This window comes from Enterococcus sp. AZ063, from assembly GCF_051715045.1.
In the GTDB taxonomy this organism is placed as follows: Bacteria; Bacillota; Bacilli; order Lactobacillales; family Enterococcaceae; genus Enterococcus_D; species Enterococcus_D casseliflavus.
In genome coordinates this window covers 2,457,990-2,483,475 of sequence record NZ_JBIOTA010000001.1, presented here as the reverse complement: position 1 = coordinate 2,483,475, position 25,486 = coordinate 2,457,990, and the positions used below count along the sequence as shown (strand labels likewise).

The following is a 25,486-nucleotide window of genomic DNA, read 5'->3' as shown; positions in this document are numbered from 1 at the left end:
ATACTAGTGAGTACTGAGAAAAGGAGGATCTTCAATTGTCAAAAGAAAGAGAGACCTTTGAGATATTATTAGACCAAATTGCAGCTGCCCCAAATCTTCGGCAGCATCCGTTGATGCAGACTGCCCAAATCAAACAAGTGACCGTGCATCGACAATCAAAAGCGTGGACGTTTTATTTCCAATTTGAACGTTTAGTACCGGTGATGGTGTATCAGTCCTTTAAACAACATATTGAATTGGCGTTTAAAGAGATTGCGGAAGTTCGTATCATCATTGAAGCTCAAGATGGTTCCTTTGATGAGCAATTCATTCAAGAATATTGGCCATTGGCGTTAGCCAATCAAAATTGTGATCGGCCATTGGTTCATCAAGTGATCAAAAACCAAATGCCTGTGCTGCAAGAGAACAAAGTGATTTTGCCAGTCAACAATGATGCGGTCATCACGATTTTGCAGCAGCAGTACTTGCCGATCATTGAGGAAAATTATAGTACCTTCGGCTTTCAAAAATTTCGGATCTTGCCGCAGCTAGATCAAGAGCAAGCGGAGGCGGCCTTAAAAGAACTTGAAGCACGCAAGGAAGAGCAAACAGCAGCGTTCCAACAACAAGCTGCTGAGAACTTAATGGCGCACGAGCAACGCAAAAAAGAAGTCAAAACAGTCGAATTTGACGGACCGATCGCGCTTGGACGTAATATTCCCGCAGACGAACCTGTGACACCGATGATCAATATCATTGAGGAAGAACGTCGGGTCACGATCCAAGGCTATGTCTTTGATAAAGAAGTCCGCGAACTGCGCTCAAAACGGAAGATTTTGATCTTAAAAATCACCGACTATACGTCATCGTTTAGTGTGAAAAAATTCTCCAACAATGAAAAAGATGAACAAGTCTTTGATGCCATCGCCAAAGGTAGTTGGGTCAAAGTACGCGGTAGCGTCCAAGAAGATACCTTCATGCGAGATCTCGTTATGAATGCGCAAGATTTGCTGGAAGTCAAACACGAAGCCCGCAAAGACTATGCACCTGAAGGCGAGAAACGGGTCGAACTCCACCTGCATTCCAATATGAGTACGATGGATGCCACCAACAACGTGGCGGATTTTGTCGCTCAAGCAGGCAAATGGGGCCATAAGGCGATTGCGATCACCGATCATGGTGGCGCACAAGGGTTCCCTGATGCCCATCATGCAGGAGAAAAGGCTGGTGTTAAAATTCTTTACGGTGTGGAAGCCAATATCGTGGATGACGGCGTAGCGGTTGCCTACAATCCTCAGCCTGTTCCATTGACCGATGCTACTTATATCGTGTTTGACGTGGAGACCACTGGGTTGTCTGCAGTATACGACACCATCATTGAGTTGGCTGCTGTGCGGATGCATAAAGGCAACGTGGAGGCATCCTTTGATGAATTTATCGATCCAGGTCATCCGTTATCACGAACGACCGTAGAACTGACGGGAATCACCGATGAAATGGTTCGCGGATCAAAATCAGAAGAAGAAGTCTTACGTTTGTTCCGTGAGTTTTCTGAAGGAGCCATTTTAGTTGCCCACAATGCGTCATTTGATATGGGCTTCTTAAATACCAGTTATCGAAAATACGGTATTCCAGAAGCGGAAAATCCCGTCATTGATACATTGGAACTCGCTCGTTATTTGTATCCAGAGTTTAAGCGATTCGGTTTAGGTGTCCTTTCCAAAAAATTCGGCGTTAGTTTGGAGCAACATCACCGAGCGATCTACGATGCCGAGGCAACCGGTCATTTAGCGTGGATCTTTGTCAAAGAAGCGATGGAAAAACATGACATGCTACTTCACGAAGATTTGAACCGACACGTGGGGGGCGAGAACTCCTACAAAGCAGCTCGACCCTTCCATGCCACGATCTTAGCTCGAACACAGGCAGGATTGAAAAATTTATTCAAGCTGATCTCGATGTCGAATGTGAAGTACTTCCATGATAAAGTCCCACGAATCCCACGTTCAGAATTGGTGAAATTGCGGGAAGGATTGTTAGTCGGAACCGCTTGTGATAAAGGAGAAGTCTTTGTCGCAATGATGCAAAAAGGGGTCGATGCAGCGCGGGAACTTGCCAAGTTTTATGACTATATCGAAGTCATGCCCAAAGCAGTTTATGCCCATCTTCTGGAAACGGAGCTCGTGAAAAGCGAAAAAGACCTAGAAGACATCATTCGGAATCTGGTAAAGATGGGGGAAGAGTTAGGGAAAATCGTTGTGGCTACTGGGAATGCCCACTACCTGAACGAAGAAGATGCCATTTATCGTAAGGTCTTGATCAATTCGATGGGGGGCGCCAATCCCTTGAATCGACATAGTTTACCGGATGTACACTTCCGAACAACCGATGAGATGCTGACCGCTTTTCAGTTTTTAGGTCCAGAAGTAGCGAAAGAAATTGTAGTGACGAACCCGAATAAAATCGCTGATCTCTGTGAAAAAGTCATTCCGGTAAAAGATGATCTGTATACACCAAAGATTCCCGGATCTGAACAAGAGATCACCGACTTAAGTTACAACCGTGCCAAAGAGTTATACGGCGATCCATTGCCAGAGATCGTAGAAAAACGTTTGAAAAAAGAGCTTGATTCGATCATTGGGAACGGCTTTTCCGTGATCTATTTGATCTCACAAAAACTGGTTCATAAAAGCAATGAAGACGGCTATCTAGTAGGCTCACGGGGATCAGTTGGTTCTAGTTTCGTGGCAACCATGACGGGGATCACTGAGGTCAATCCATTAGCTCCTCATTATTATTGTCCCGATTGCCAGTATTCTGAGTTTTATGAAGACGGCTCGTATGGTTCTGGTTATGATATGCCAGAGAAAAAGTGTCCAAAATGCGGCACTCGTCTGAACAAAGATGGCCATGATATTCCTTTTGAAACGTTTCTTGGCTTCCATGGCGACAAAGTACCCGATATCGATTTGAACTTCTCAGGGGAATATCAGCCAGAAGCCCATAACTATACGAAAGTACTCTTCGGTGAAGAATACGTCTATCGTGCAGGAACGATCGGTACCGTAGCCGATAAAACAGCCTTTGGTTTCGTAAAAGGCTTTGAGCGCGATCATAATCTTCATTATCGAGCAGCCGAAGTCGATCGCCTGGCAAAAGGCGCCACTGGCGTCAAACGGACGACTGGTCAGCATCCGGGGGGGATCATCGTTATTCCAGACTATATGGATGTCTATGATTTCACCCCAATCCAATACCCAGCGGATGATCAAAATGCAGAGTGGAAAACGACCCACTTTGATTTCCATTCGATTCATGACAATATCTTGAAGCTGGATATCCTGGGACACGATGATCCGACGGTGATTCGGATGCTACAGGATTTATCAGGAATCGATCCTAAAACGATCCCCACGGATGATCCGGAAGTGATGCGTATTTTTGGTGGTACGGATGTGCTAGGTGTGACTGAAGAGCAGATCTACTCAAAAACAGGTACATTAGGCATCCCAGAATTTGGTACACGCTTTGTGCGGGGGATGTTGGATCAAACCCATCCATCGACCTTTGCTGAGCTCTTGCAGATCTCTGGTCTTTCCCATGGTACCGATGTATGGTTGGGCAATGCGGAAGAATTGATCCGTCGCGGAGATGCCAGCCTAGCGGAAGTAATCGGCTGTCGGGATGATATCATGGTGTATTTGATCCATGCCGGCTTAGATGACGGGATGGCCTTTAAAATCATGGAGACGGTCCGTAAAGGACAATGGAACAAGATCCCTGACGACTTGCGGGATACTTACTTGCAAGCGATGCGGGAGAACAATGTCCCTGAATGGTATATCGATTCTTGTTCGAAGATCAAGTACATGTTCCCGAAAGCCCATGCGGCGGCGTATGTTTTGATGGCGTTGCGGGTGGCTTACTTTAAAGTGTACTTCCCAATTCTCTATTACTGTGCTTATTTCTCTGTCCGGGCGGATGACTTTGATTTGATTGCTATGTCAAAAGGAAAAGATGCCGTAAAAGAACGGATGCAAGAAATCAATGACAAAGGAATGGATGCGTCAACGAAAGAAAAAAATCTGTTGACGGTTCTGGAATTAGCCAATGAAATGCTGGAGCGCGGCTATGAATTTGGAATGATCGATCTGTATAAATCCGATGCAGAAAATTTCGTGATCGATGGGAAAAAATTGATCGCACCGTTCCGAGCAGTACCGAGTTTAGGGCTGAACGTAGCGAAACAAATCGTGGAAGCACGAAAAGATGGTCCCTTCTTATCGAAAGAAGACCTCGCCAATCGCGGGAAAGTTTCTAAGACATTGATTGAATACATGACGGATAACGGTGTTCTAAAAGATCTACCAGATGAAAATCAGTTGTCGTTGTTCGATATGTTGTAAGCCAACGGCTGTTCACTTAAAAAAATAAGCCCATCATTGCAGCATCTAGTATAGCTAGTTTCTGCATGATGGGCTTTTTTGTCTTGTTTGTTAAATCGACCCAAGCAGCCACAATCTGGCGAAAATCAGAAAAATACTCGTTACCGAAAGAAGCGAATGCCTTTGGTAACGAGTATTTTTCGACAAAGTTCGTTAACTAGCTAAAAAAAGAAAAAAAGCAAAACAGGCAGATACACCATGTACAGTAAGACGGAATAGCCTAGACATGAAGTTGCAAATTCTTCATCCCCTTGGTAGTTTCGTACAAGGATCGGGACAGAGTTTTGGACGGGCATAGAGGCTTGAATAATAAACACAGAAAGCATCAATTCAGGAACAGGGATGATTCTGCTTAATAGCCATACAACGAGGGGCGAAAGAATGAAGCGACCAAACAAGACACCAGCAATGTCTTTGGTCATTCGCAAGTTCTTGAGCCCGCCAAAGTACACGATGATCCCGATAATAAACATTGATAGAGGCGTCGTTAAATCTGCTAGGTAGCTTCCAAGCCCATCAACAAAGGAGGGCAGTGGTAATGTGAACAGCATCCAGATCAAGCCGATAATGAAACCAATCAAGGCTGGCGAAAAAATCTTTTTTAGCATGACCAATGGATGAAAGGAAATGCGGGCTTCGCCGAAATCGGGGTTATCTTTTGCTAACTCAAAAATACCGATGGTCCAAAATAATGTCGTATTTACGATGTAGTACAACAATACATAGGGAACGGCTTTTTCACCAAAAATAGCTAAATTGATCGGTAAGCCGATGAAGATCGTATTGGAAAAGGTAAACATGGCGGAAAATGCCCCTTGGTGTTTGGTTTCAACTTGCGCGAAACGGCGCCATAAATAACCGGCGAAGTAAGTGATCATCATGGAAAGCAAAGGGATGATCATCCCGGAAACTAATGAGAGAAACTCGTCTTTCGTAAAGTTTTTAATGATCGTCAAAAACATATTGGCGGGTAATGAGACATTTAACACCAGTTTTGAAAACGTATCGGCGGTTCGATTAGAAAACCATTGTTTGTAAGACAACCAATAACCGATAAACATGAGACTGAAAATGACAAAAATATTGATATATGCTTGAAACATGCGCTCACCTCTCATTTACTATAGCGAAAGGCAATAGAAGAAGCAACTGATTCCCATTTGAAAACAACAAAAAACCAAACCGCTCAATGAGCGATTTGGTCAAGAATTACTTCCGTTGCTGCTTGCCAGCGTTACGACCTTTTCCGTTAGGCTTTGTCGTGTTCAACGCTTTTTTGACAGCTTCTGTTTTTTCAGGCGTTACGTCTTTACGAGGCGTAACTACCGTTTTAGGCGGATTTGCTTTCATTTCCGCTTCGACTTGGGCACGAATTTTTGGTTTCATGATGACATTCGTGATAAACGTTTGGATACAACTGAAGACCCCACCAACTACCCAGTAAAGTGTCACACCAGCTGGTGCACTCATGGACATGAAAACGATCATCAATGGAGAAACGATCAACATGGTTTTCATCGTTTTTTTCTGTTCTTCAGGAATCCCGATGGTTGAGATATATCCTTGTGCCAAGTAGGAAAGACCAGCAATCGCCACAAAGAGGATACTTGGGTCGCCTAATGATACGCCAAAGAATTCAGAGTTTTGGATTCCTTGTGTGTAACGAGCGGTGAAATAAAGAGCAGAGAAGATCGGCATCTGAATCAGCAAAGGGAGACATCCGATACCGCCAAACATACTGACGTTGTTTTCAGAGTAAATTTTTTGCATCTCCGCTTGCGCTTGCATTTGTTCTTCCCGAGTGGTTGCTTTTTTCAAATTGGCTTGCGCAATATCCACTTGAGGTTTCAGAAACTGCATTTTTTCACTTTGAACCATCGTTTTTCGAGACTGATGGATCCCTAATGGTAAGATAATGACACGGACAACGATCGTTACCGCGATGATCGCCCAGCCGTAAGACCAGTTGAAGTTTTCTACGAGCATCGTGATCATATCCCCTAATGGTTTCACCAAAAAGCGATAAATCATTCCTGTTTCTTTCGGCGTACCATCAGCATTGGTACTGACACAGCCTGATAATGCTAATAACAGGCCAAATAATCCTGATGAAAGCAGCCATTTATTCATTTTAGACATTCTATTCTTCCTCTTCACAATAAATTTAGACAAAAATAACTATACTAAAAAAGACCGACTATTTCAATGTACAAAGAGAAATTCATTGAAAAATCAATCTTTCGACTTAGAAAACATTCAATTGTTAATAGTACACTACATCAAAACTCCTACGCTCTTTGATAGCATCGTCTGGTTGGATGTCGATCTGATTTACTTTCCCAGCGGGTGAAGGAGAATCCTTAACCCCAGCAACAAAGGCATCGATGGCATTGTCATCGCCAATTGCTTCAATCGAAACAGAACCATCCGCTTCGTTTTTTACAGATCCGGTGACGCCCAACTGATCGGCAAGCATTTTTGTGGTATAACGAAAGCCGACGCCTTGGACACGTCCTTGCACATGGATTCGTAGTTTCTTCATGGACAATCCCTCCTCTGCTTTATATGATAGCGTTTTTTCAGTAAAAGAACAAGTTAGATCGATTGACTCATGCTATAATGAATCGAGGTGACAAGATGAAAGAAATTCAATCGAAAAAAAATACCTTTATCAAGGAAATCAAAAAACTAACACAAAAAAAACATCGGACACAAACCAATAGCTATTTGATTGATGGCTGGCATTTGGTGCAAGAAGCATTGCATGCACAAGTACCCATCAAAGCATTGTTGGTGACCCCGCGAGGGTTAAGTGAAGCCAACGGGCAACTCGATGATTATCAGGAAGAAAGCTATTTGATCACAGAGGAGATCGCAGCGATGCTTTCTGATTTGCCAACACCACAAGGGATTTTTGCCGTGGTGGAAAAGCAAGAACAAGACTTACAGACACTGACGGGCAATTGGCTGATTTTAGATAATGTGCAAGATCCTGGAAACGTTGGCACCATGATTCGAACAGCGGATGCCGCTGGATTCAGCGGGGTTTTTCTCGGCGAAGGAACAGCCGATCTCTACAGCACCAAAGTCTTGCGCAGCATGCAAGGTAGCAACTATCATCTGCCGATCGTAGAAGGAGCGATCCCGCCATTTTTAAAGCAGCTGCAGGCAGCTGGTGTGGCGATTTATGGTACCGAGTTAAACAAAGAAGCAGTCCCTTATACCGAGCTTCCTAAAGAACAAGCGGCTGCCTTCATTTTAGGCAACGAGGGGCAAGGGGTCAATCAGGAACTGTTGGCATTGACCGATAAAAATCTATATATTCCTATCTATGGTCAGGCGGAATCATTGAACGTCGCCATTGCGGCAGGTATTTTGATGTATTTTGCTGTCAGCTAGATTTTTAAGGAACTGTTAAACTATTTGAATCTATTGCACCTCACCTAGAAACTTGCAGGAATAGGTGCTATACTTTGTCTTGTAACAATCAAGCAGATCAAAAAAAGGTGGCAGACAAAAATTTATGACAGAAAAATGGCAAGAAGATAGCGAATATATGTCTTACGTGGCTGACCTGTTAGAAACAGAAGCTGTAAAAAAATTAGCCAATTTTGTGCAGCATATGAACTCCACACGTTTGGAACATTCGATCAGCGTCTCTTATTATAGTTACAAATTGGCCAAGAAATGGGGCGGCGATGCTCGTGCAACAGCTCGTGCAGGACTCCTTCATGATTTATTTTATTACGATTGGCGTACTACAAAGTTTGACGAAGGTACCCATGCGTACATGCATCCACGAATCGCAGTAAAAAATGCCGAAAAAATCACTGAACTTAGTGATCTTGAAAAAGATATCATCTTGAAACATATGTGGGGAGCAACGATTGCACCGCCACGCTATAAAGAAAGCTATATCGTCACGATGGTGGACAAATATTGTGCGATCAAAGAAGCATCAGAACCCCTTACAGACAGCATGAAAGAAAAATGGCAACAACGCTTCTGGAAGAAACATCGCACGATTCAATAAGAAAAAAGTTCTTCGAACCAACTGGTTCAAAGAACTTTTTTTGTTTGTTTAGCCAAAAATAAGTTGGAGGATCGCTGCTCCTGCATAGAGAATCAGTAAGGTGATCAATACCGTTAAATGTCGTCGTTTGTGCATAAAAAGGATTGCCACAAATTCTCTTAAAAAGGCATTCGGTAAATAGTAAAAGGCAGTAGGTGCTCCGATGCCATCCGCTTTAAGTTGGGCTTGATCCGCATAGAGACCGGCACGAAAAATATGGTAATTGTTTGAGGCAAAGATTGCTTTGTAGCCCTTTGGCTTAAGCGAATCCATGATTTCTTTCGAAAATTTCATGTTTTCATAAGTAGTCGTGGAATTTGTTTCCAATAAAATCTCACCTTCTGGTACGCCTTGGGCAATCGCATAGTCTTTCATAGCAACAGCTTCCGGCAGCTGCTCATCGCTTCCTTGTCCGCCTGACATCAGTAATCGAGGAGCGGTTTTTTTGGCTTTAAATTGCGCTTCGTAGAACGAGATCGCTGTATTGATGCGTTTTGCCAATAAAGGGGAGACCGTGGTGCCATTCAAAAGGCCTGCTCCTAAGACGATGATAAAGTCCTGATTATAGCGAGGATGGTTGAACTGATAAATGACTGAAATGGATAAAAAGTTCAAAAAGACTACAAACAGATACAAAAGACTTAGGGGAACAATGCCGAATAAGGTTCGGATCCAATCTGGGAAAAAGTGCAAAAGGGTATCTGAAAATAGTAATACAGTCAAAACCACCGCTAAGATCAGGGTCAATAGATTGGCGATCGATCGCGATTCTCTTCGTAGAACAATAATGGAATTCCAGTAAAGAAAGACCACGAGCGTTGCCAAACCGAATAATAGTACAGCAAAGAAAATCGCTAGTAAAACAGCCAATAGGCCACCTACAAGAATATCTTGGGTTCGGTATAAATTAATGACTAAATAGCCGCCAAAAGCCAACACAAACATATTAAAGAGTAAGCCATTTACGAGTTGATGCTTGTTGCGCCGATAAGAAAATAAAAAAAGGCCGGCGAAGGCGACGGGTATCAGAATAAAGAAACTACCTGTCCGTAATTCTGAGACAGCTAAATAAATTAGCAGGGCTAAGATCGTCCAACAACATTCAAAAAAGAAAATATCCGGATCATCTTTTTTCTTGCGCCATTTTTGAACGACGATCACGCCCGACACATAGCTGATGGCAAAAATCAGCAATTGCGTAAAATCCATGTTTTTCACTCCTTTAACGATACACTTAGTATACCGAAAAATGACAGAAATTGCTTGTTGCTAAGGTCAAAGTTGCTGAATTTCTTGCAATTCGCTAAAATGAAGGAAAGAAGGAGGAAGGAACATGCAATTAGGTGAAGTGATTCGCGTCGAACGACCCGCTTTTTATGTGATTGGAAAAGAGGGCAAGGGGTTAGCAGAAGAAGGTGCTTCTTGGGTACCAGCGCTCTGGGAACTTGCAACAAAGGATTTTGAAGAGATCGAATTTCTCGTAAGTGATCAAAAGGCAGAAGAACTGGAATTTTGGGGCTTGATGAGTGATGGCACCAATTGGTTAGAGCCTTGGCAAGAAACCGGTCGCTACTTGGCAGGCGTTCAAGTCCAGACAGAAAATTTTCCTCCTGTCGGTTGGGTCCGTTGGGAAATGCCCGCAATGACCTATCTCGTTGTAAAAACGGATGAAAAAAACTTAACGATGATGACTGAAAAAATGCTGATGGAAGTTTTACCAGAAAACAACGTCCAGTTGTCAGCTGCCATCCAAGAAAGGTATCTTCCTCATTTTAAGGAGGGGGAAGTTGAATTGTTTTTCCCTGTGGAGCCATTGGCAACAGCAACGGTGGAAACAGTAGAATAAAAAAATCTGTCCGAGAAGCAGTCTTTGCTTCGGACAGATTTTTTTGTTTAGGTTAAAAAAGATTACTGAAAAAGTTGGACACGCCGCGCCAAGCACGAACAAAGATGTTGGCTTTTTCCACCGTTTGTGTTGTGATCAATCCTGCAGTCTCGTCATGATCGGAATCATCAATATAACCAAGCGTATCAGCTGGAATCGAAGCACTTACGGTACCGACTTCTGTGCCCTCAGTCAATGGCGCTTGCAGGGCAGAATCACGATAATGCTCATTAAAGTCAATGGTTGTTTCAAAGGCTGTGGCATCCATATCTCCACGTACCCATAAGGTCAAACCTTGATTTAAGGCAACGGGCACACTCAATTCTTTCCCATCTTTGACTGCAACCGTCTGGGTATCTTCTAATTGCGCATTTTCTGGTAAAATCTCTACTTGTTCCCAAGCATCAAACGAGTAATCCATCAAACGGCCTGTTTCAATAAAACGAACACTTGGATTTTCTGCATGACCATTGACGTTTAGCACCACGGTGATGATTCGTTGGCCATCTTTGACGGCGGTTCCGACAAAACAGGCACCTGCCATATCTGTCGTACCAGTCTTCAGACCGTCGACACCATCTTTCGTATTCGTAAAACCTGGAAGCATCCAGTTCCAATTGACCATCTCGACAGGCGAATAGGAACCTTCACCAAATTGTTTTGTTGAAAGGCTGGTTACTTCCAAAACATCTGGAAAGTCTTGTAACAAATGACGGGCAATCAATGCCACATCTTTTGCGGATAGTTCGTTTTCATCAGTTGAAGTTGATCCTGGGTAAATATTTTCCCCAAGATAAGCATTGTTTAAGCCAGAAGCATTGACGATCTTTGCATCGGTGATGCCCCATGATTGCACTTTTTCTTGCATTAAATCCACAAAGGCACTTTCAGACCCAGCAATCAGCTCCGCGAGCGCGACGATTGCAGCATTTGCAGATTGGATATAACTGGCATCATACAGATCTTTTACAGTATAGGTAACGTCTTGATGCAAAGGGACATTTGATAAGTTAGGGGACACGCTGAGATTTGCGGCATAATCGGAAATCGGCACAGGATCATCCCAAGCGATCGTTCCTTGTTCTACTTGCTCAGCGACAAGGTAGAGGCTGATGATCTTGGTGATGGAGGCAATACCCATGGCTGTCTCGCCATCTTGATCATACAATACTTTCCCTGTGTCAAAATCAATGGAGTAGGCGGCTTTGGCGTCAATCGAAAAATCTTGGATCTCTTCGATGCTCATTGCTGTATCATCAGCATATGAAACGAGGGGGATGCCGACAGCAGCAAAGAGGATTGCCAAAGCAGCAACGAAGGAATACCCGAACTTGGTTATTTTCTGCATATATGTAGTAGCTCCTTTTAAGTTGTATCTAAGCAAAAATTTTAACAAAGAGTATCCGCTGTTGCAATACTCTAAGAGAAAACTTAGCATTTAATTGCGAGAAGACCGCTCAAAGGGGGAATGGGCGTTGTTAAACCATTTCAACTTAGAAGACCTAAGGGCAACAGACAGCAAAAAAAACTTGCCTTCCTATTTAATAAAGAAGACAAGTTTTTCTGAATTGACATCGGGTCAAACGATTTCACTTAGCGACGATTGGAATGGATTCTCGGGTTTTGGTTTTGGGCTCTGACGGGAACTTTCACTGCTCTCGTTTCTTGTTGCATGGCCAATTTTGCTAAAAAGAATGTCCCAGCTAGTAACGCAGCTAAAGCAAAGATGGAAAAGAGTGAAATAAAGGTCGTTAACATAAAAATCCCTTCTTTCTGTTTAAAATAAATGTGGAAGGTAGGAATCGAACCTACACCTTAATCTATGAACGATCAAACATCACTCAACGGAACACCTTGTTCAACCACTTGTTAAGTTAATGATAGCATGGATTGCCAGGAAATGCTGATAAAAAGTCTGAGAATTGACCGAAGAAAATGTGAAGAAAACATGAACTCGATCTTCTCATGTCCCTTAGGCGATTTTTGTCAAAGAATAGTGGCAATCTTCTGCTTCATCATATAAAGTAATAACGGAGCTTTTTTGTTCCAGGACTAAATGATAGCCAAATGTGTCCAGTAACACTAATCGCATCGGAGTCAGTTCAACAATGGAAACAGGCAACGGTTTGCCTTCGATGGTCAATGAATAATCATTGGCAATTTCTAAAATGACATCTTCTTTTGTCTTTGAAGTAAAACGCCAATTTCCAATGAAATTTTGGCGGTTTTCATTTTTTTGTTTTTCCTTTCGCAACAGCAAGGAGCTGACCACGCCCGTTGCTAGAGATAAACCAATCAATAGAGACCTTTTCTTCATTTATACACGTCCTATCACTTACGATTCATCTAGTTGCACCTTGTGAACAAGATGCCCGCTTCTGCACACTAGAAAATAATTGCCATAAGTATACCATGAGAAGGTAAAAAAGCATGGTACTTTAGTTTGAAGTTTAGAAGTTTTTATCAAAATATGCTATGATTCAAAAGAGCAGGTGAGAAAATGAATTATCCGAATACCCTCTTAGCCACGTTTCTCGTTCGAGACAACCGATTCATTGCCCGATGTCTAGTCGATGGGCAAGAAGAGATCGTCCATGTGAAAAATACGGGACGAGGAAAAGAACTCTTGCACAAAGGGGCACTCGTGACCCTCCAATATTGGGACAATCCGAAGCGTAAAACCAATTACGATTTGATCTCAGTCAAGAAAGAAGACCAATGGATCAATATTGATAGTCAAGTACCCAATCGGTTAGGCTATGAAGGCCTTTTGGATGGCACGATCCAGTTGCCAAATATCAAAGGGAAAATTGCCCTCTTGCGGCGTGAAGTCGTCTATGGGATGTCTAAGTTTGATCTTTATTTTGAAACAGACGAACAAGAAAAAGGGTTTATAGAAATTAAAGGGATGACACTTGAAAACAAGCAAATCGGCGCTTTCCCAGATGCGCCAACGATTCGCGGCTTGAAACACGTCAATGAATTGATCCATGCCAAAGAAGCAGGCTATTATGCGGCGGTTTTGTTCATGATCCAATTTGAAGTGGTGCAAAGCGCCACGATCCATCGGCAGATGCAGCCGGATCTGGCCGATAAGATCGCTGAAGCGCAAAGCAAAGGTGTCGAAGTGTTTGCTTATAATTGCCAGGTAAACCAAGGGATGATCGCGGTCAAAGAACCGATCCCTTTTGATTTGAACGTCGAATTTGACGACCCCAATCTATAGAAGAAAGAAGGAAAACACATGATTCATTTAGGGATTATCGGCACAAATTGGATCACCGATCAATTTGTACAAGCAGCCCACGAAACCAAACGGTATCAATTGGTAGCCGTATACTCAAGGAAATTAGCCACAGCGCAACGCTTTGGGGAAAAATACGGAGACATCGAATATGCGACCGATTTGGCCACTTTTTTTGGGTTAGCTCATATGGACACGGTCTACATCGCGTCTCCGAATAGTTTGCACTTTGAACAAGCCAAGCAAGGGATTTTAGCAGGAAAAAATGTCATTGTGGAGAAGCCAGCCTTTTCAACGCCTGAGGAAATGGCGGAGATCATCGAATTGGCAAATCAGCAACAGGTTTTATTCTTTGAAGCAGCTCGCAACATTCATGAAGCGAGTTTTTCAACCGTAGCCGAATTCTTACCAACACGCGGTGCCATTCTTGGGGCGAACTTTTCTTATATGAAATACTCGTCTCGTTATGACGCTGTACTAGCTGGGGAGGAACCAAATATCTTTTCTCCGCATTTTTCTGGCGGAGCTTTAGCCGACTTGGGTGTGTATCCAGTATATGCGGCGGTCGCTTGGTTTGGTAAACCGCAGGACGTTCATTATTTTGCGCGCAAATTACCGACCGGTGTAGATGGTATCGGGACTGCTGTGCTGCGCTATGCTGATTTTGATGTCACGATCCAAACAGGCAAAATCGCTGACTCAGAGTTACGATCAGAAATTTATTTTGAAGACGGGACATTAGATTTGAATGCCGTCAATGCTATTGAAGAAGCAGCATTTTATGAACGCCAAACAAAACAAACGCATCCATTAGCAGTCGCTGCTTTAGACAATCCGATGATCGAAGAAGCGCAAGACTTTGCAGACATCATTGAAAACAAAGATGATCCTAAACAAGGACAACGCTATGAGGAATGGGTGGAACTTGCCCGCAGTGTCAATGAAACCGTCTCTTTGATGCGTAAGCAGGCCGACATCATTTTTGATGCAGATAAAAAATAAGGAATGGAACATTTATGACAGTATTTGAATTGACACAATTGCCAGACGTCTGGCAGGAAAAATGGCAAGCGGCTGGGTATCACGCACCGTCCTTGATCCAAGAAAAAACCTTTGGTCCTTTAAAAGACGGCGCGTCTGTCATAGGAATCTCACCGACCGGTTCAGGTAAAACTTTGGCGTATCTTTTGCCATTGTTAACAAAGGTTGAAAAAAAGCAAGGCAACCAGCTGTTGATTTTGACTTCTTCACAAGAATTAGCGATGCAAGTCACAGAAGTAGCACGGGAATGGGCCCAAGCCATTGGTTTGACCGTTCTGCCGCTAATTGGCGGCGCAAGTACAAAACGCCAAGTGGAAAAACTAAAAGACAAACCCGAGGTCTTGATCGGTACCCCAGGCCGTGTGTTAGAGTTGATCAAAGCCAAAAAAATCAAGACCCAGCAGCTGCAATCGTTGGTATTGGATGAGGTTGACCAATTATTGAAAGAGGGTGCCTTCACCCTGGCAGCCAAGATCAATCAAACATTACCAAAACAAATCCAGCATAGTTTCTTTTCAGCAACCGCGAACGAAGTGATCGATGAGATTCGACCATTCGTGTCAAAAGAGCCGCTGATCATTGATGTTACCCAAGAAGATCAGAGCAAAGGCGTCATCCATCATTACTATTTGAACTATCCGCAACGACGAATCGTGGATGCTTTAAGACGCTTTGCTCATTTACCAAACTTTCAAGCCTTGGTTTTCTTCAATGAATTAAGCACAATGGGGAATGCGGAAGAAAAGCTATTGTTTCATGGCTTGCCGGTGGCCTCTCTGGCATCTGATCAAAACAAACTTGCACGAAAAGGCGCATTAGAGAGCTTTCGTCAAGGCAAACTAGTGGAACTTTTGACGACCGATGTCGCCTCTCGCGGCTTAGATGTCGTGGATCTGCCTTACGTGATCAATACAGAAGTCCCTCTAGAAAAAGAATCCTATTTACACCGCGCAGGACGCGTTGGGAGAATGGGCAAAGAAGGAACTGTCGTCACGATCGTTCAAGACCATTCGTTGAAGGATTTGAAAAAAATCGCCAATCAGTTGTCTATAGAACTCAAGGAAGTCTATCTGCATGGGGGACAGTTACACACAGAAGCACCTGTTATCGAAAAAGAAAGCAAGAAAGAAACGAAAACAACAAGTGTGCAGAAAATTTCCAAGAAAACGCCTGAAAATTTACACACTCCTGTTAAAAAGAGCAAGAAAAAGACGAAAAAGCAAAAAGACAAAGGAAAAAGACGCCATTGAGCGTCTTTTTGTGTTACCATTAACGTTGTTTATTATTAGTGTGTAAAAAAATGAGGAGGCTATCGAATGAATTCGCGAAAAGAAGAGATTTTTCAAACGATCGAACTGCATAAGCAAGGGTTGACCGCAGTTGATGTCGCTAAAATCTTACAAATCGATCGCAGCAATGCAAGCCGTTATCTCAGTGAGCTTTATAAAGAAAAGAAAATCGGCAAACGTTCCGGCCGTCCGGTTGTTTATGAGCCTTTAGAAGAAACGGTCCATGTGGATGTTTCTTCTGAAGTTAGTTTTGAAAGTCTGGTTGGAGTCCAAGCTTCCTTGAAAGTAAGTATCCAGCAAGCCAAAGCGGCGATCTTATATCCACCTAGAGGACTCCATACCATTATTTTTGGTGAGACAGGTACCGGTAAATCCTTATTTGCCGAATGTATGTATCACTTTGCGGTTGAATCAAATATGTTAGAAAAAGATGCCCCATTCGTATCCTTTAACTGTGCGGATTATGCACAAAATCCGCAATTGTTGTTTGGTCACATCTTTGGCATCAAAAAAGGCGCCTACACAGGTGCTGCAGAAGATAGTCCAGGACTTATGGCAAAAGCCGATGGCGGCATCCTGTTCTTAGATGAGATCCATCGACTGCCGCCAGAAGGCCAAGAAATGCTCTTTACCTTCATTGATAAAGGGATCTACCGTCCATTAGGGGAAAGTAATCAAGTTCATGAAGCCGCCGTGCAGATCATCGGTGCCACCACGGAATCATCAGAAACCTTTTTAACGACCTTCAATCGGCGAATTCCCATGGCTATTACTTTGCCAAATGTGGAAAGTCGTTCCTTAGATGAACGGTATGAAATCATTTCGTTGTTTATCAAGCAAGAGGCGACCCGTCTAAATCAACGAATCGATGTCGAACGAGATGCGATATTGGCCTTTATGCTCTATGATGCAGAAGGCAACATTGGTCAAATCAAGCGAGACCTTAAACTCGTCTGTGCCAAAGCATTTTTGCATTATCGAACCTATGGAAAAAAACACTTGCTGATACGAAAAGGCGACTGCTCCTTGCAAGTTCAAAAAGGCTTGTTGAAGATCAAAGAAATGTCGGAACGCTTGGATCGGTTTTTAGATGGCAAAGGCGACTTTCTAAGTTTTGAACCTGGCGACCCAGATGTCGTCTGGTCTCGTGATCCACAACGGAATATGCAAGTGTATAATGAGATCGAAGAAAAAGTCAGCTCACTGATTGAAACGGGCGTAGCCAATGTCGATCTAGAAAATTTGATCTCTAAAGATGTCGATGCGTACTTTGAAAAGTATGTCGAAGAATTGATCCAAAATCCCGTTCATAAAGAACTGATTCCAGAAGACATTTGGAAACTGACAAATGTTCTTTATGATCTAGCTGGGCAAAGATTGTCTCGAACCTATAGTGAAAAAGCCCGCTTTGCCTTTGCACTGCATCTGCAAAGTACACTGGAACGTGTCAAGGAAGGACATATGATCGTTCACCCAGATTTGAATACAGTCAGAAAAAACTTGAAATCCGAGTTCCAGGTGGCAATGGATCTATCGACCATCATCGAAGAAGAACGCCATGTCGAGATCCCCTTCGATGAGATCGGCTTTATCAGTATGTTTTTAGCGATTCAAGTCAAACAACCCTCACAGCTCCCCCTTGAAAAAGTCGAGATCATTGTCTTGATGCACGGCAAGGCGACTGCCAGCAGTATGTTGGAAACGGCACAAGAGCTGCTTGAAACTGACCACGGCAAAGCGATGAATATGTCTTTAGATATGGAAGTCGGTCAAATGTATGAACAGCTATTGAACTATGTCACTGACAATAAGGAAAAGATGAGCAACGGCTTATTGCTTTTAACTGATATGGGTTCCCTCAATTCATTTGCGAATTTGATTTCTGAAGAGACCGGGATTCGTACGAAAGCCATCTCGATGGTCAGTACGATGATCGTCTTAGAGGCTTTGCGAATGGCGGAAAGTGGCCGAAGTTTAGAAGACATTTATCAAAACATTCAGCGTTCTTTTGAAACCATCGTGCAAGAACAGTTCCGCACAGTTCGCGAAGCGAAGGGGAATAAAAAAGCAGTCATCGTCACTTGCTTTACTGGAGAAGGTGTCGCTGCCAAACTTTATCAACGAATTTATCCCGTCGTCGATCAATCAAAAGTCGAGATCATTCAAATGCAATTTATTGAAAAAGAAACCTTCAAGAAACATATTGATGGCTTGCTAGAAGAATATGAGATCAAAGCCATTGCGGGCACCGTCGAGATCGATTATCAAAATATCCCGTTCTTTTCCGCCTATGATGTCTTTGATGACAATCGGTTGAATGTGCTGAAGCGGATCGTTTCAGATGAAGTGCCGATTGAAAAAATCGTACGTTCATTAGAAAATACCTTAACGCATGTGGGGTCCGTCTATCATCTGATCGAAAGTCTGCAGCGAATCGTTCATCAAATTCAAAATCAATTGCATGTGATTGTTGAACCTACCGTTGATGCGGGCTTAGTGATTCATTTAGCCTTTCTAGTGGAAAGTTTATTGAAGAAGGAACATTCCCGTACCTTCCCCAATTTGGCGGCCTTCCAAAAACGCTATCGTATCGAAACAGATGTGTTGCGAACTCATTTATTGCAGATAGAGAAAAACTATCAAATCAAAATCTCTGAAGATGAGATCGCCTATTTAACACAAATGTTCTTAGAAAATGAAATAAAAAGTTATGATGAATCCGCACACAATATTAGTGTGTAATGATAAATCCGTGAGTGTGCAAAAGAAAAATTGGTTCAGACCATTGATATATAAAGGTCTGGACTTATTTTTTTTTGGCACGCTTTTTGCTTTATAGTAAAGTGTAACTTACAACAGAAAGGAGCGGATACGCGATGGCGAAAAAAACGATTATGCTTGTTTGTTCAGCAGGAATGAGTACCAGTCTATTGGTGACGAAAATGCAAAAAGCAGCCGAAGCAAAAGGAATGGAAGCAGATATCTTTGCTGTTTCAGCTTCAGAAGCCGACCAACATTTGGAGTCGAAACCAGTCGATGTTCTATTATTAGGCCCACAAGTACGATTCATGAAATCACAATTTGAACAAAAACTAGCACCAAAAGGCATTCCTTTGGACGTGATCAACATGGCAGACTATGGCATGATGAACGGCGAAAAAGTATTGCAACAAGCAGAAACATTAATGAACTAAGATTTTTAGGATCGAAGTGTAAGGAGGATTTTTAAAGATGGATGAGCAAAATTTGGAAGCCATTATGGGATTGATCATGTATGGTGGTAATGCAAAAAGTGACGCAATGGAAGCAATCGCGGCAGCAAAAGAAGGGGACTTCGAATTAGCTGACCAAAAAATCAAAGATGCTGAAGCATCTCTTGTGGAAGCGCATCATTCGCAAACAGGATTATTGACACAAGAAGCGCAAGGCAATCATATGACCGTGACATTGTTGACAGTGCATTCACAAGATCACCTAATGACGTCAATCGCATTTACCGATTTAGCGAAAGAAATCATTGATGTCTATCGACGTCTAAATAACGAATAATCTTTGAACGGATAGAAGTAGTTATTGTCGATGAATCAAAAAATCTTCTTTGACGAATAGAACTTATAGGAGGAATTAAGAATGGATGGATTAACAAGTTGGATGGAGAAGTATATTCTCCCTGTAGCTGCAAAAATTGGAGCCCAGAAGCACTTAGTTGCATTACGTGATGCCTTTATCGGAACAATGCCCGCTACTATGGCTGGTTCGATCGCAGTAATGATCAACGCGATCATTCGTGACTTACCACCGCAATTCTGGCCGAGTTATGATGCCAGTACCATTCCAGTTATTCGTGAAATTATTAGTATCAATGGCTTCGTATGGAATGGTACATTGGCTGTTGCTGGTTTAGTATTTGCCTTTTCTTGGGGATATAATCTGGCTCGTGCTTATCGAGTGAATGATCTCGCAGGTGGGATCGTTGGGGTAGCGACACTGATTCAAGGGATTGCTTTTTCATACAGCACTTCTGTGGCGACAGCTGTTCCAACAGCTTTGATGGATGAAATCAATACTGGGTCAGCAACTTCCGGATGGTCTGCAACAGCAGATGCAATTACAGCAGGTGGATGGGGTTGGTTGAAACTCGATCATCTAAACGGAAACGCTTATTTTACCGTAATGATCATGGGGGCTATTTCAGTTATTATTTTCTGTAAATTGATGTTAGCTGATATCACTATCAAAATGCCTGATTCAGTACCGCCAGCAGTATCGAAAGCGTTCGCTGCGATTTTGCCAGCAACAATCGCCTTATATGTCATTGCTATTATTAACTTTATTGTCGGTAAACTAACTGATGGACAATTAATTATTGACCTTGTCCAAAAATATATTGCAGAACCATTCCTGGGCTTGTCTCAAGGACTTGGCGCAGTATTGATCGTAACTGTTTTTGTTCAAATTTTCTGGTTCTTCGGAATCCATGGTCCAAACGTACTGGCTCCAGTTTTAGAAGGTATCTGGGGACAAGCGCAGTTGATCAATATCGATATCTTCCAAAAAGGATATGAAGGACAAACTGGGACAAACGCGGTCCTTGCCGCAATCGAAGACGGCAAGGCATATATGTGGGTACGCGGATCCTTTGACTCATTTGCTTGGTTTGGCGGTTCAGGCGGTACAATTGTATTGCTGATTGCTATTTTGATCCTATCAAAACGTGCGGATTATCTAACTGTTGCAAAATTGTCAATCGGACCTGGTGTATTCAACATCAATGAACCGGTAATGTTCGGTCTGCCAATCGTATTGAATGCGATCATGTTTATTCCGTTCATTATCGCACCGCTAGTAGCCACTTCAATCGGCTGGTTAGCAACATACTTTGGTTTAGTAGCACCTGTTTCACAACAAGTAACGTGGGTCGTTCCACCAATGTTGCTATCATTCTTGGCAACAGGAGCTGACTGGCGTGCCCCAATCGTAACGTTGGTATGTATGGTCGTTACATTCTTCATTTGGGCGCCGTTCGTTATTTCAGCAAATAAAATTGATCCAAAACTAGGCGAATAGACCTGTAGATTGTGAGGAACTGCTATGGCTTCGCTTGAAGTAAAGCAGCTCCTCCTTTTATTATTGATTATTTAGGAGGAAAAGAATATGATTTCAATAGCAAGCGCAATGCAGCAAGATGCCATCAAAGAATTACTTGAAGGATATAACGAAGATGGAATTTCTTTTACATTCAAAGAAAAACAAGGGATTAAACTTATTTTTACTACCACAGCTTCCGATTCAGAAGCGGCGGCAAAAAAAGCAAAAGAATTGATCAAAGCACAGCCTTGGGGTTCTGTTTTATACTTTCAAGCAGTCGGTGTTTGAGTAGGTTCTCTGTGGATCAACGAATAGATAGGATGATTGAAAATGATAAAAAACGGCTTGTTTATATGTAGTATCGGTCTACTCGTAGTCCTATACAGTATGAATCCAAGTAATCAGCAGTTAGATATATTCAGTTTTACAACAGGTATTTTCTTGCTTATTTCTGGCAGTCTTTTATTCATGAAAGGAAAGAAGAAAGCCGAAGAGTCAGATAGGAGGAAGTCTTAATGAGAATTGAAAAAGATTTATCGATTCCAGCAAATGTCTTTTACGATCAAATTATGGATTCTGTTATCTTTGACGTACGAAAAGCAACTGGAAAAACACTTTCTAGAAAGCAACTGGCAGGATTTCAATATGTAAAGGAATTTTCTACTACGAGTCGTGCGAAGATAGAGATCGAAGAAATCATTGAAAATCAAGTTTATCAATTCAAAACAGAAACGACGAAAAATGAATTTGTCGCTCGCTATGAAGTAGCGCCGCTTGATGAAAAGAGCAGTAAAGTCATTTATACGGAAACCATGAAATCACATGGCTTCATGCAGCAATTGAATGACATGCTCTTAGGCACCATTCTAGGATATTTCAAACGCAAGCAATTTAAAAAAATGTTGAGTATGATGGAAGAAGCATATTAAGGGGTCGACTGACGCCTTTTTTGCGTTTCTTGCGTGTTTTCAAGTAGAGGAGATGAAGGAATGACAGATGTCAAAAAAATGACCGAATTCGGTTCGCAAGAAGTACTGGAATTGGTTTCTTATGCCTTTCAGTGGGAGTTGAATGAAACAAATATCAAGCGCTATCGCAAGCTTGCGGAGAATTCATGGAATTATGGTTCCTACGACGAGGGTGGAAAACTAGCGAGCCAAATCATGGCAACTATTTTTGATGTGAATTTTCATGGAACGACTTATCCAATGGCAGGGATCGGTTTTGTGGCTTCGTATCCAGAGTATCGCAGCCAAGGTCGGATCGATCGGATCATGAAACAAATCATTAAAGATTGCTATGAACAAAAAATCGTTCTGTCCTATCTGGCACCTTTCTCCTTTGCGTTTTATCGCAGATATGGGTTTGAATATACCTTTGAACGCACCGTTTATGAAGTTGATGCGCATCAATGGCCCGATGGGAAGAAAGTGAACGGAAGGATTCAACGCATGAATTGGGAGGAAGCACAGCCGATCATTCACGAGATTTATCATCAATTGCCTCGCCATCAAAAAGGTGGGCTGATTCGCCAAGCCTGGTGGGAAGAAATCAAGTTTGTTTTGCGCAGACCGTATACGTTTGCGATTTATCGCAATGAAGCGGGCGTTCCTGAAGGGTATTTGATCTACTTTGTTGAAGGAGGACGCTTTGATATTCAAGAGTGGGGCTATTTGACCGCTGACGCATATCAAGGATTCAATCGGTTTATCGTTTCCCATGCAGATTCAGTAGCGCAGATCCATTATCGACCAGGGTTTGATGGGGAAGTCCTGCAAGTAAATGCAGCCAAACCATTGGCTCACTACCAAGTGCGCCCCGACATGATGGCACGAGTCGTCGATGTGGAAGGGTTTCTAAAAAGCTATCCATTTACGTTGAAAAAAGCTGGTCGTTTTGCCATAGAAATTCAAGGGGATGCATATGCCCCATGGAATAATGGGTGTTATGAAGTGACGATCGAAAACGCTCAGCATCATGTCACGAAAACGACGGACACCCAGCTGCCAAAAGCAACCTTGTCGATTCAGCGTTTTGTGCAACTGTTCTTTAAGGCACAATCCCTTGATTCCTTGGTCTTTTTCCAGCAAATGGAAACGGAGAAGGAAGCTGCAGTGATGATTCAGGAAAACTTACCAGACGGAAAGCCGATTCTGGAAGATTATTTCTAAGCAAATCGAGGCAGAGGTATTTGCTTTCCAACAAAAAAAGATTCCTTAAAAATAAGGAATCTTTTTCTTCAAAAAACGTTCCCTGCCAACGATCACAGCATTCGACTGTGGTCGGCAGGGGACGTTTTGCTTTTATTATTAATAATTAGTTAGCTAGAAAAAGATAGCAATCGGAAATATTTGGCACGAATTTGGCACATAATCAGTAGATATTTTCCATGATGTTTTTAATAGCGGCATTATCCTTTTCTTCTAACTCTTTGATTGTATGCAAATATGTTTTCATAGTTGTGTTGATATCAGCATGTCCTAATCTTTTTGAAACTGATAGTATGTTTACTCCTTTATATAAAAGCACCGAAGCATGTGTATGGCGCAAGCCGTGTATGCTAAGTGGTTTATCTATACCAAGCTCTTTCAATCTTACCCGCAGTTGTTTTGTTACAGCATTTTGCGAGACTGGACCGTTTTTAATATTAAAAAATATGAAGTTTTTAGGATTATCAATCCCAATGTTGCTGATAAGTTGTTCCTGATCGTTTTTATATTTCTTTAGTATGGATAATGTTTTGTTGTCGATCGAAATTTTTCTTATTGATGATGGATTTTTAGTTGGTCCAAATTTGTTTAATTTATAAAGCCACGTCTTATTAACATCTACTATTCCCTTATCAAGATCTATATCAGACCATGTTAATCCCATGAGTTCAGCTAATCGCATACCTGTTGCCCCAGCAAAGAAAAGCAAGAATGGGGATGCGTAGGTGGGATTTATTCGAGTTTCTAAGAGTTGCATTAGTGCCTGAAACTCGTGGTAGTTAAGGTATTTACTCTCTGCAGGCTTGCTGGGAAGACCTTTTATCACTACGTTATAAGTGGGGTTCCTGAGAATTAATCCTTGTTCTACCGCATCATCTAGCGCTGATTTTATATGATTGTTTAATTTAGCGGTTGTAGATCTGGCATGTGTTTTGGCGTAACTGTTTAACGATTTTTGATAGTTGGCTTTATCTAGGCTCGATAATGTGGTATAAGGAAACAATTCTTTGATAGCACTCAATGTGTTTAAATATTTCCTGTAAGTTATTTCAGATACATAATTTTCTTTATACAATTCTATCCAGTTCTTAAAAAAGTCATATAACGTAAGGCTATTTTTGTCAGCCTGATATCCTCGGCCTAGGTTGTAAGACATTTCTATTTCTGCTTCCTTGGCTTCAGCTTTGGTTTTAAAGCCACCTTTTCTTATTTTGCTATATTCACCAGTAGCTTTTTTATATGATATTTCAAATTGCCATGATTTGCCACGCTTTCTTACTGCCAATTGATTCAACTCCTCAACTTTGATACAATAGGCATGACCAAATAAGCCTACTGTTTATTTGTTTTTGCGCGCTCTCCCGTCGAAAGTGGAGCGTGCATTTTTATTGAACTGATTTAAATACACTTACAGTTCCGTCTTCTCTAAAAATAATAATATGATTATCTTCTGTCATAATCCCTCTAAACTTCCTAGCGTAGAACTTCACAGCATCTTTGAATGCCTGGTCAGTAATGTTCAAATGTTCTGCACATTCCCAAACGCTTTTACATCCAGTTTCAAAGCAATCAATTATATCCTTAGGTGTTACTAGTATTGCAGCACCTATATCTCTCGCTAATCGCTCTTGCTTACGTTTCTCGATTGAATCTTGTGCGATTATATTCCCTGATCCAGTTAAGTAGTGCGCTATTTCCTCAGCAACGGTAACATTTAACTCTTTGTATTCCTGATTTGGATTTATATAAACAGTTTTCCCCATAATCATGCCTTTATGTTTAGCCGGCATAAGAGGGTCGAACTTGAAATCTAAGTATGGATAATTAGCCATTAACTCTTCATAAACCTGCATCATTCCACCTGCTTATCTTATAAAGGATTATTCTTTCTAAATTCTATATATCTTAAAATATCATCCATATCTTCTTCCGAAACATCATCGTCAATATGAGCGGCTAAAAGCTCTCCGTGGGCACCTAATTTTCTCTCAAAGTCTTCTCTACCCAATAAATAATCAACTGACACGCCAAATAGCGATGAAAGTTTCTCTAATACATCACTAGGGATTTTAGTTACGGTTCCTCGTTCATAATTTGATATATTCTCTCTTTTCATTCCTAAAAAGTCAGCAAGTTCTTTTTGTGACATTTTTTTATTCGATCTTAATTCCTTTAATCTCAATGCAAATGTACTCATAATAATCTCCTCTTAGTTATTTTTAACAAAAAAATA

Annotated in this window: 25 protein-coding genes; 15 read left to right on the top strand and 10 right to left on the bottom strand. The window is 41.9% G+C overall.

Translation table 11 applies throughout. The features are described from left to right. Nucleotides 1-35 precede the first annotated feature (35 nt). Nucleotides 36-4,385 carry a PolC-type DNA polymerase III gene (locus IGK61_RS11525; protein WP_074536771.1) on the top strand — a complete coding sequence of 1,450 codons (4,350 nt, stop codon included), beginning with the start codon at nucleotides 36-38 and terminating at the stop codon, nucleotides 4,383-4,385. A 200-nt stretch (nucleotides 4,386-4,585) separates the two neighbouring features. Here the strand turns inward: IGK61_RS11525 and IGK61_RS11520 are convergent, their stop codons facing one another. The 3 genes from IGK61_RS11520 to IGK61_RS11510 form a co-directional block, all read right to left on the bottom strand. Further along, entirely contained in the window at nucleotides 4,586-5,527 is a 942-nt protein-coding gene (locus IGK61_RS11520) for an AEC family transporter (RefSeq protein ID WP_010749322.1), read from the bottom strand. A 106-nt stretch (nucleotides 5,528-5,633) separates the two neighbouring features. Further along, nucleotides 5,634-6,563, bottom strand: coding sequence for a membrane protein insertase YidC (yidC, locus tag IGK61_RS11515; RefSeq protein ID WP_010749323.1), 930 nt, complete (start codon nucleotides 6,561-6,563; stop codon nucleotides 5,634-5,636). 124 nt (nucleotides 6,564-6,687) lie between these two features. Next, nucleotides 6,688-6,966, bottom strand: coding sequence for an acylphosphatase (locus tag IGK61_RS11510; protein ID WP_074536770.1), 279 nt, complete (start codon nucleotides 6,964-6,966; stop codon nucleotides 6,688-6,690). A 95-nt stretch (nucleotides 6,967-7,061) separates the two neighbouring features. Between IGK61_RS11510 and IGK61_RS11505 the strand changes: the two genes are divergently transcribed. After that, nucleotides 7,062-7,823 carry a TrmH family RNA methyltransferase gene (locus IGK61_RS11505; protein ID WP_074536769.1) on the top strand — a complete coding sequence of 254 codons (762 nt, stop codon included), beginning with the start codon at nucleotides 7,062-7,064 and terminating at the stop codon, nucleotides 7,821-7,823. Between the two features lie 124 nt (nucleotides 7,824-7,947). After that, a complete protein-coding gene (locus IGK61_RS11500) occupies nucleotides 7,948-8,457 on the top strand; it encodes an HD domain-containing protein (RefSeq protein WP_005229452.1) in 510 nt (169 codons plus the stop codon). Between the two features lie 48 nt (nucleotides 8,458-8,505). Here the strand turns inward: IGK61_RS11500 and IGK61_RS11495 are convergent, their stop codons facing one another. Further along, entirely contained in the window at nucleotides 8,506-9,705 is a 1,200-nt protein-coding gene (locus IGK61_RS11495; RefSeq protein ID WP_074536768.1) for a YdcF family protein, read from the bottom strand. A gap of 124 nt (nucleotides 9,706-9,829) precedes the next feature. Between IGK61_RS11495 and IGK61_RS11490 the strand changes: the two genes are divergently transcribed. Further along, nucleotides 9,830-10,342, top strand: a complete 513-nt coding sequence (locus IGK61_RS11490) for a GyrI-like domain-containing protein (protein ID WP_010749327.1) — start codon at nucleotides 9,830-9,832, stop codon at nucleotides 10,340-10,342. Between the two features lie 52 nt (nucleotides 10,343-10,394). Here IGK61_RS11490 and IGK61_RS11485 read toward each other — a convergent pair whose 3' ends face one another. From IGK61_RS11485 to IGK61_RS11475, 3 genes are all read right to left on the bottom strand, one after another. Then, nucleotides 10,395-11,729 (bottom strand): serine hydrolase, encoded by a 1,335-nt coding sequence (locus IGK61_RS11485; protein WP_010749328.1) that lies wholly within the window; start codon nucleotides 11,727-11,729, stop codon nucleotides 10,395-10,397. A 245-nt stretch (nucleotides 11,730-11,974) separates the two neighbouring features. After that, complete coding sequence (locus IGK61_RS11480) at nucleotides 11,975-12,139, bottom strand: hypothetical protein (RefSeq protein ID WP_005229460.1); 165 nt, start codon at nucleotides 12,137-12,139, stop codon at nucleotides 11,975-11,977. Nucleotides 12,140-12,353: 214 nt separating this feature from the next. Next, nucleotides 12,354-12,698, bottom strand: a complete 345-nt coding sequence (locus IGK61_RS11475; protein WP_074536767.1) for a DUF4828 domain-containing protein — start codon at nucleotides 12,696-12,698, stop codon at nucleotides 12,354-12,356. A gap of 183 nt (nucleotides 12,699-12,881) precedes the next feature. On the opposite strand from IGK61_RS11475, the gene sfsA reads away from it, so the two are divergent. From sfsA to IGK61_RS11420, 11 genes are all read left to right on the top strand, one after another. Beyond that, nucleotides 12,882-13,607 (top strand): DNA/RNA nuclease SfsA, encoded by a 726-nt coding sequence (sfsA, locus tag IGK61_RS11470; protein WP_074536766.1) that lies wholly within the window; start codon nucleotides 12,882-12,884, stop codon nucleotides 13,605-13,607. 18 nt (nucleotides 13,608-13,625) lie between these two features. After that, entirely contained in the window at nucleotides 13,626-14,627 is a 1,002-nt protein-coding gene (locus tag IGK61_RS11465; RefSeq protein ID WP_074536765.1) for a Gfo/Idh/MocA family protein, read from the top strand. Nucleotides 14,628-14,641: 14 nt separating this feature from the next. After that, the gene (locus IGK61_RS11460; RefSeq protein ID WP_074536764.1) at nucleotides 14,642-15,916 is read left to right on the top strand and encodes a DEAD/DEAH box helicase; all 1,275 of its coding nucleotides are present in this window, start codon (nucleotides 14,642-14,644) and stop codon (nucleotides 15,914-15,916) included. Between the two features lie 66 nt (nucleotides 15,917-15,982). Beyond that, nucleotides 15,983-18,697 carry a sigma 54-interacting transcriptional regulator gene (locus IGK61_RS11455; RefSeq protein ID WP_010749333.1) on the top strand — a complete coding sequence of 905 codons (2,715 nt, stop codon included), beginning with the start codon at nucleotides 15,983-15,985 and terminating at the stop codon, nucleotides 18,695-18,697. A gap of 134 nt (nucleotides 18,698-18,831) precedes the next feature. After that, complete coding sequence (locus IGK61_RS11450) at nucleotides 18,832-19,149, top strand: PTS sugar transporter subunit IIB (RefSeq protein ID WP_005229471.1); 318 nt, start codon at nucleotides 18,832-18,834, stop codon at nucleotides 19,147-19,149. 37 nt (nucleotides 19,150-19,186) lie between these two features. After that, a complete protein-coding gene (locus tag IGK61_RS11445; RefSeq protein ID WP_005229473.1) occupies nucleotides 19,187-19,504 on the top strand; it encodes a PTS lactose/cellobiose transporter subunit IIA in 318 nt (105 codons plus the stop codon). Between the two features lie 81 nt (nucleotides 19,505-19,585). Continuing rightward, nucleotides 19,586-21,022, top strand: a complete 1,437-nt coding sequence (locus tag IGK61_RS11440) for a PTS sugar transporter subunit IIC (protein ID WP_074536763.1) — start codon at nucleotides 19,586-19,588, stop codon at nucleotides 21,020-21,022. Nucleotides 21,023-21,109: 87 nt separating this feature from the next. Next, nucleotides 21,110-21,331 carry a hypothetical protein gene (locus IGK61_RS11435; protein WP_010749335.1) on the top strand — a complete coding sequence of 74 codons (222 nt, stop codon included), beginning with the start codon at nucleotides 21,110-21,112 and terminating at the stop codon, nucleotides 21,329-21,331. Between the two features lie 42 nt (nucleotides 21,332-21,373). Next, nucleotides 21,374-21,559, top strand: a complete 186-nt coding sequence (locus tag IGK61_RS11430; RefSeq protein WP_010749336.1) for a DUF3188 domain-containing protein — start codon at nucleotides 21,374-21,376, stop codon at nucleotides 21,557-21,559. Next, nucleotides 21,559-21,972, top strand: coding sequence for a DUF3284 domain-containing protein (locus tag IGK61_RS11425; protein ID WP_015510041.1), 414 nt, complete (start codon nucleotides 21,559-21,561; stop codon nucleotides 21,970-21,972). Before IGK61_RS11430 ends, IGK61_RS11425 begins: the two co-directional genes overlap by 1 nt. Nucleotides 21,973-22,032: 60 nt before the next feature. Beyond that, nucleotides 22,033-23,214, top strand: a complete 1,182-nt coding sequence (locus tag IGK61_RS11420; RefSeq protein ID WP_074536762.1) for a GNAT family N-acetyltransferase — start codon at nucleotides 22,033-22,035, stop codon at nucleotides 23,212-23,214. A 202-nt stretch (nucleotides 23,215-23,416) separates the two neighbouring features. Here the strand turns inward: IGK61_RS11420 and IGK61_RS11415 are convergent, their stop codons facing one another. From IGK61_RS11415 to IGK61_RS11405, 3 genes are all read right to left on the bottom strand, one after another. Then, the gene (locus IGK61_RS11415) at nucleotides 23,417-24,538 is read right to left on the bottom strand and encodes a site-specific integrase (protein WP_270274328.1); all 1,122 of its coding nucleotides are present in this window, start codon (nucleotides 24,536-24,538) and stop codon (nucleotides 23,417-23,419) included. Nucleotides 24,539-24,638: 100 nt separating this feature from the next. Beyond that, complete coding sequence (locus IGK61_RS11410; protein ID WP_081116259.1) at nucleotides 24,639-25,106, bottom strand: ImmA/IrrE family metallo-endopeptidase; 468 nt, start codon at nucleotides 25,104-25,106, stop codon at nucleotides 24,639-24,641. 17 nt (nucleotides 25,107-25,123) lie between these two features. Next, on the bottom strand, nucleotides 25,124-25,450 hold the full coding sequence (locus tag IGK61_RS11405; protein WP_081116258.1) for a helix-turn-helix domain-containing protein: 327 nt from the start codon (nucleotides 25,448-25,450) through the stop codon (nucleotides 25,124-25,126). Between the last annotated feature and the right edge of the window lie 36 nt (nucleotides 25,451-25,486).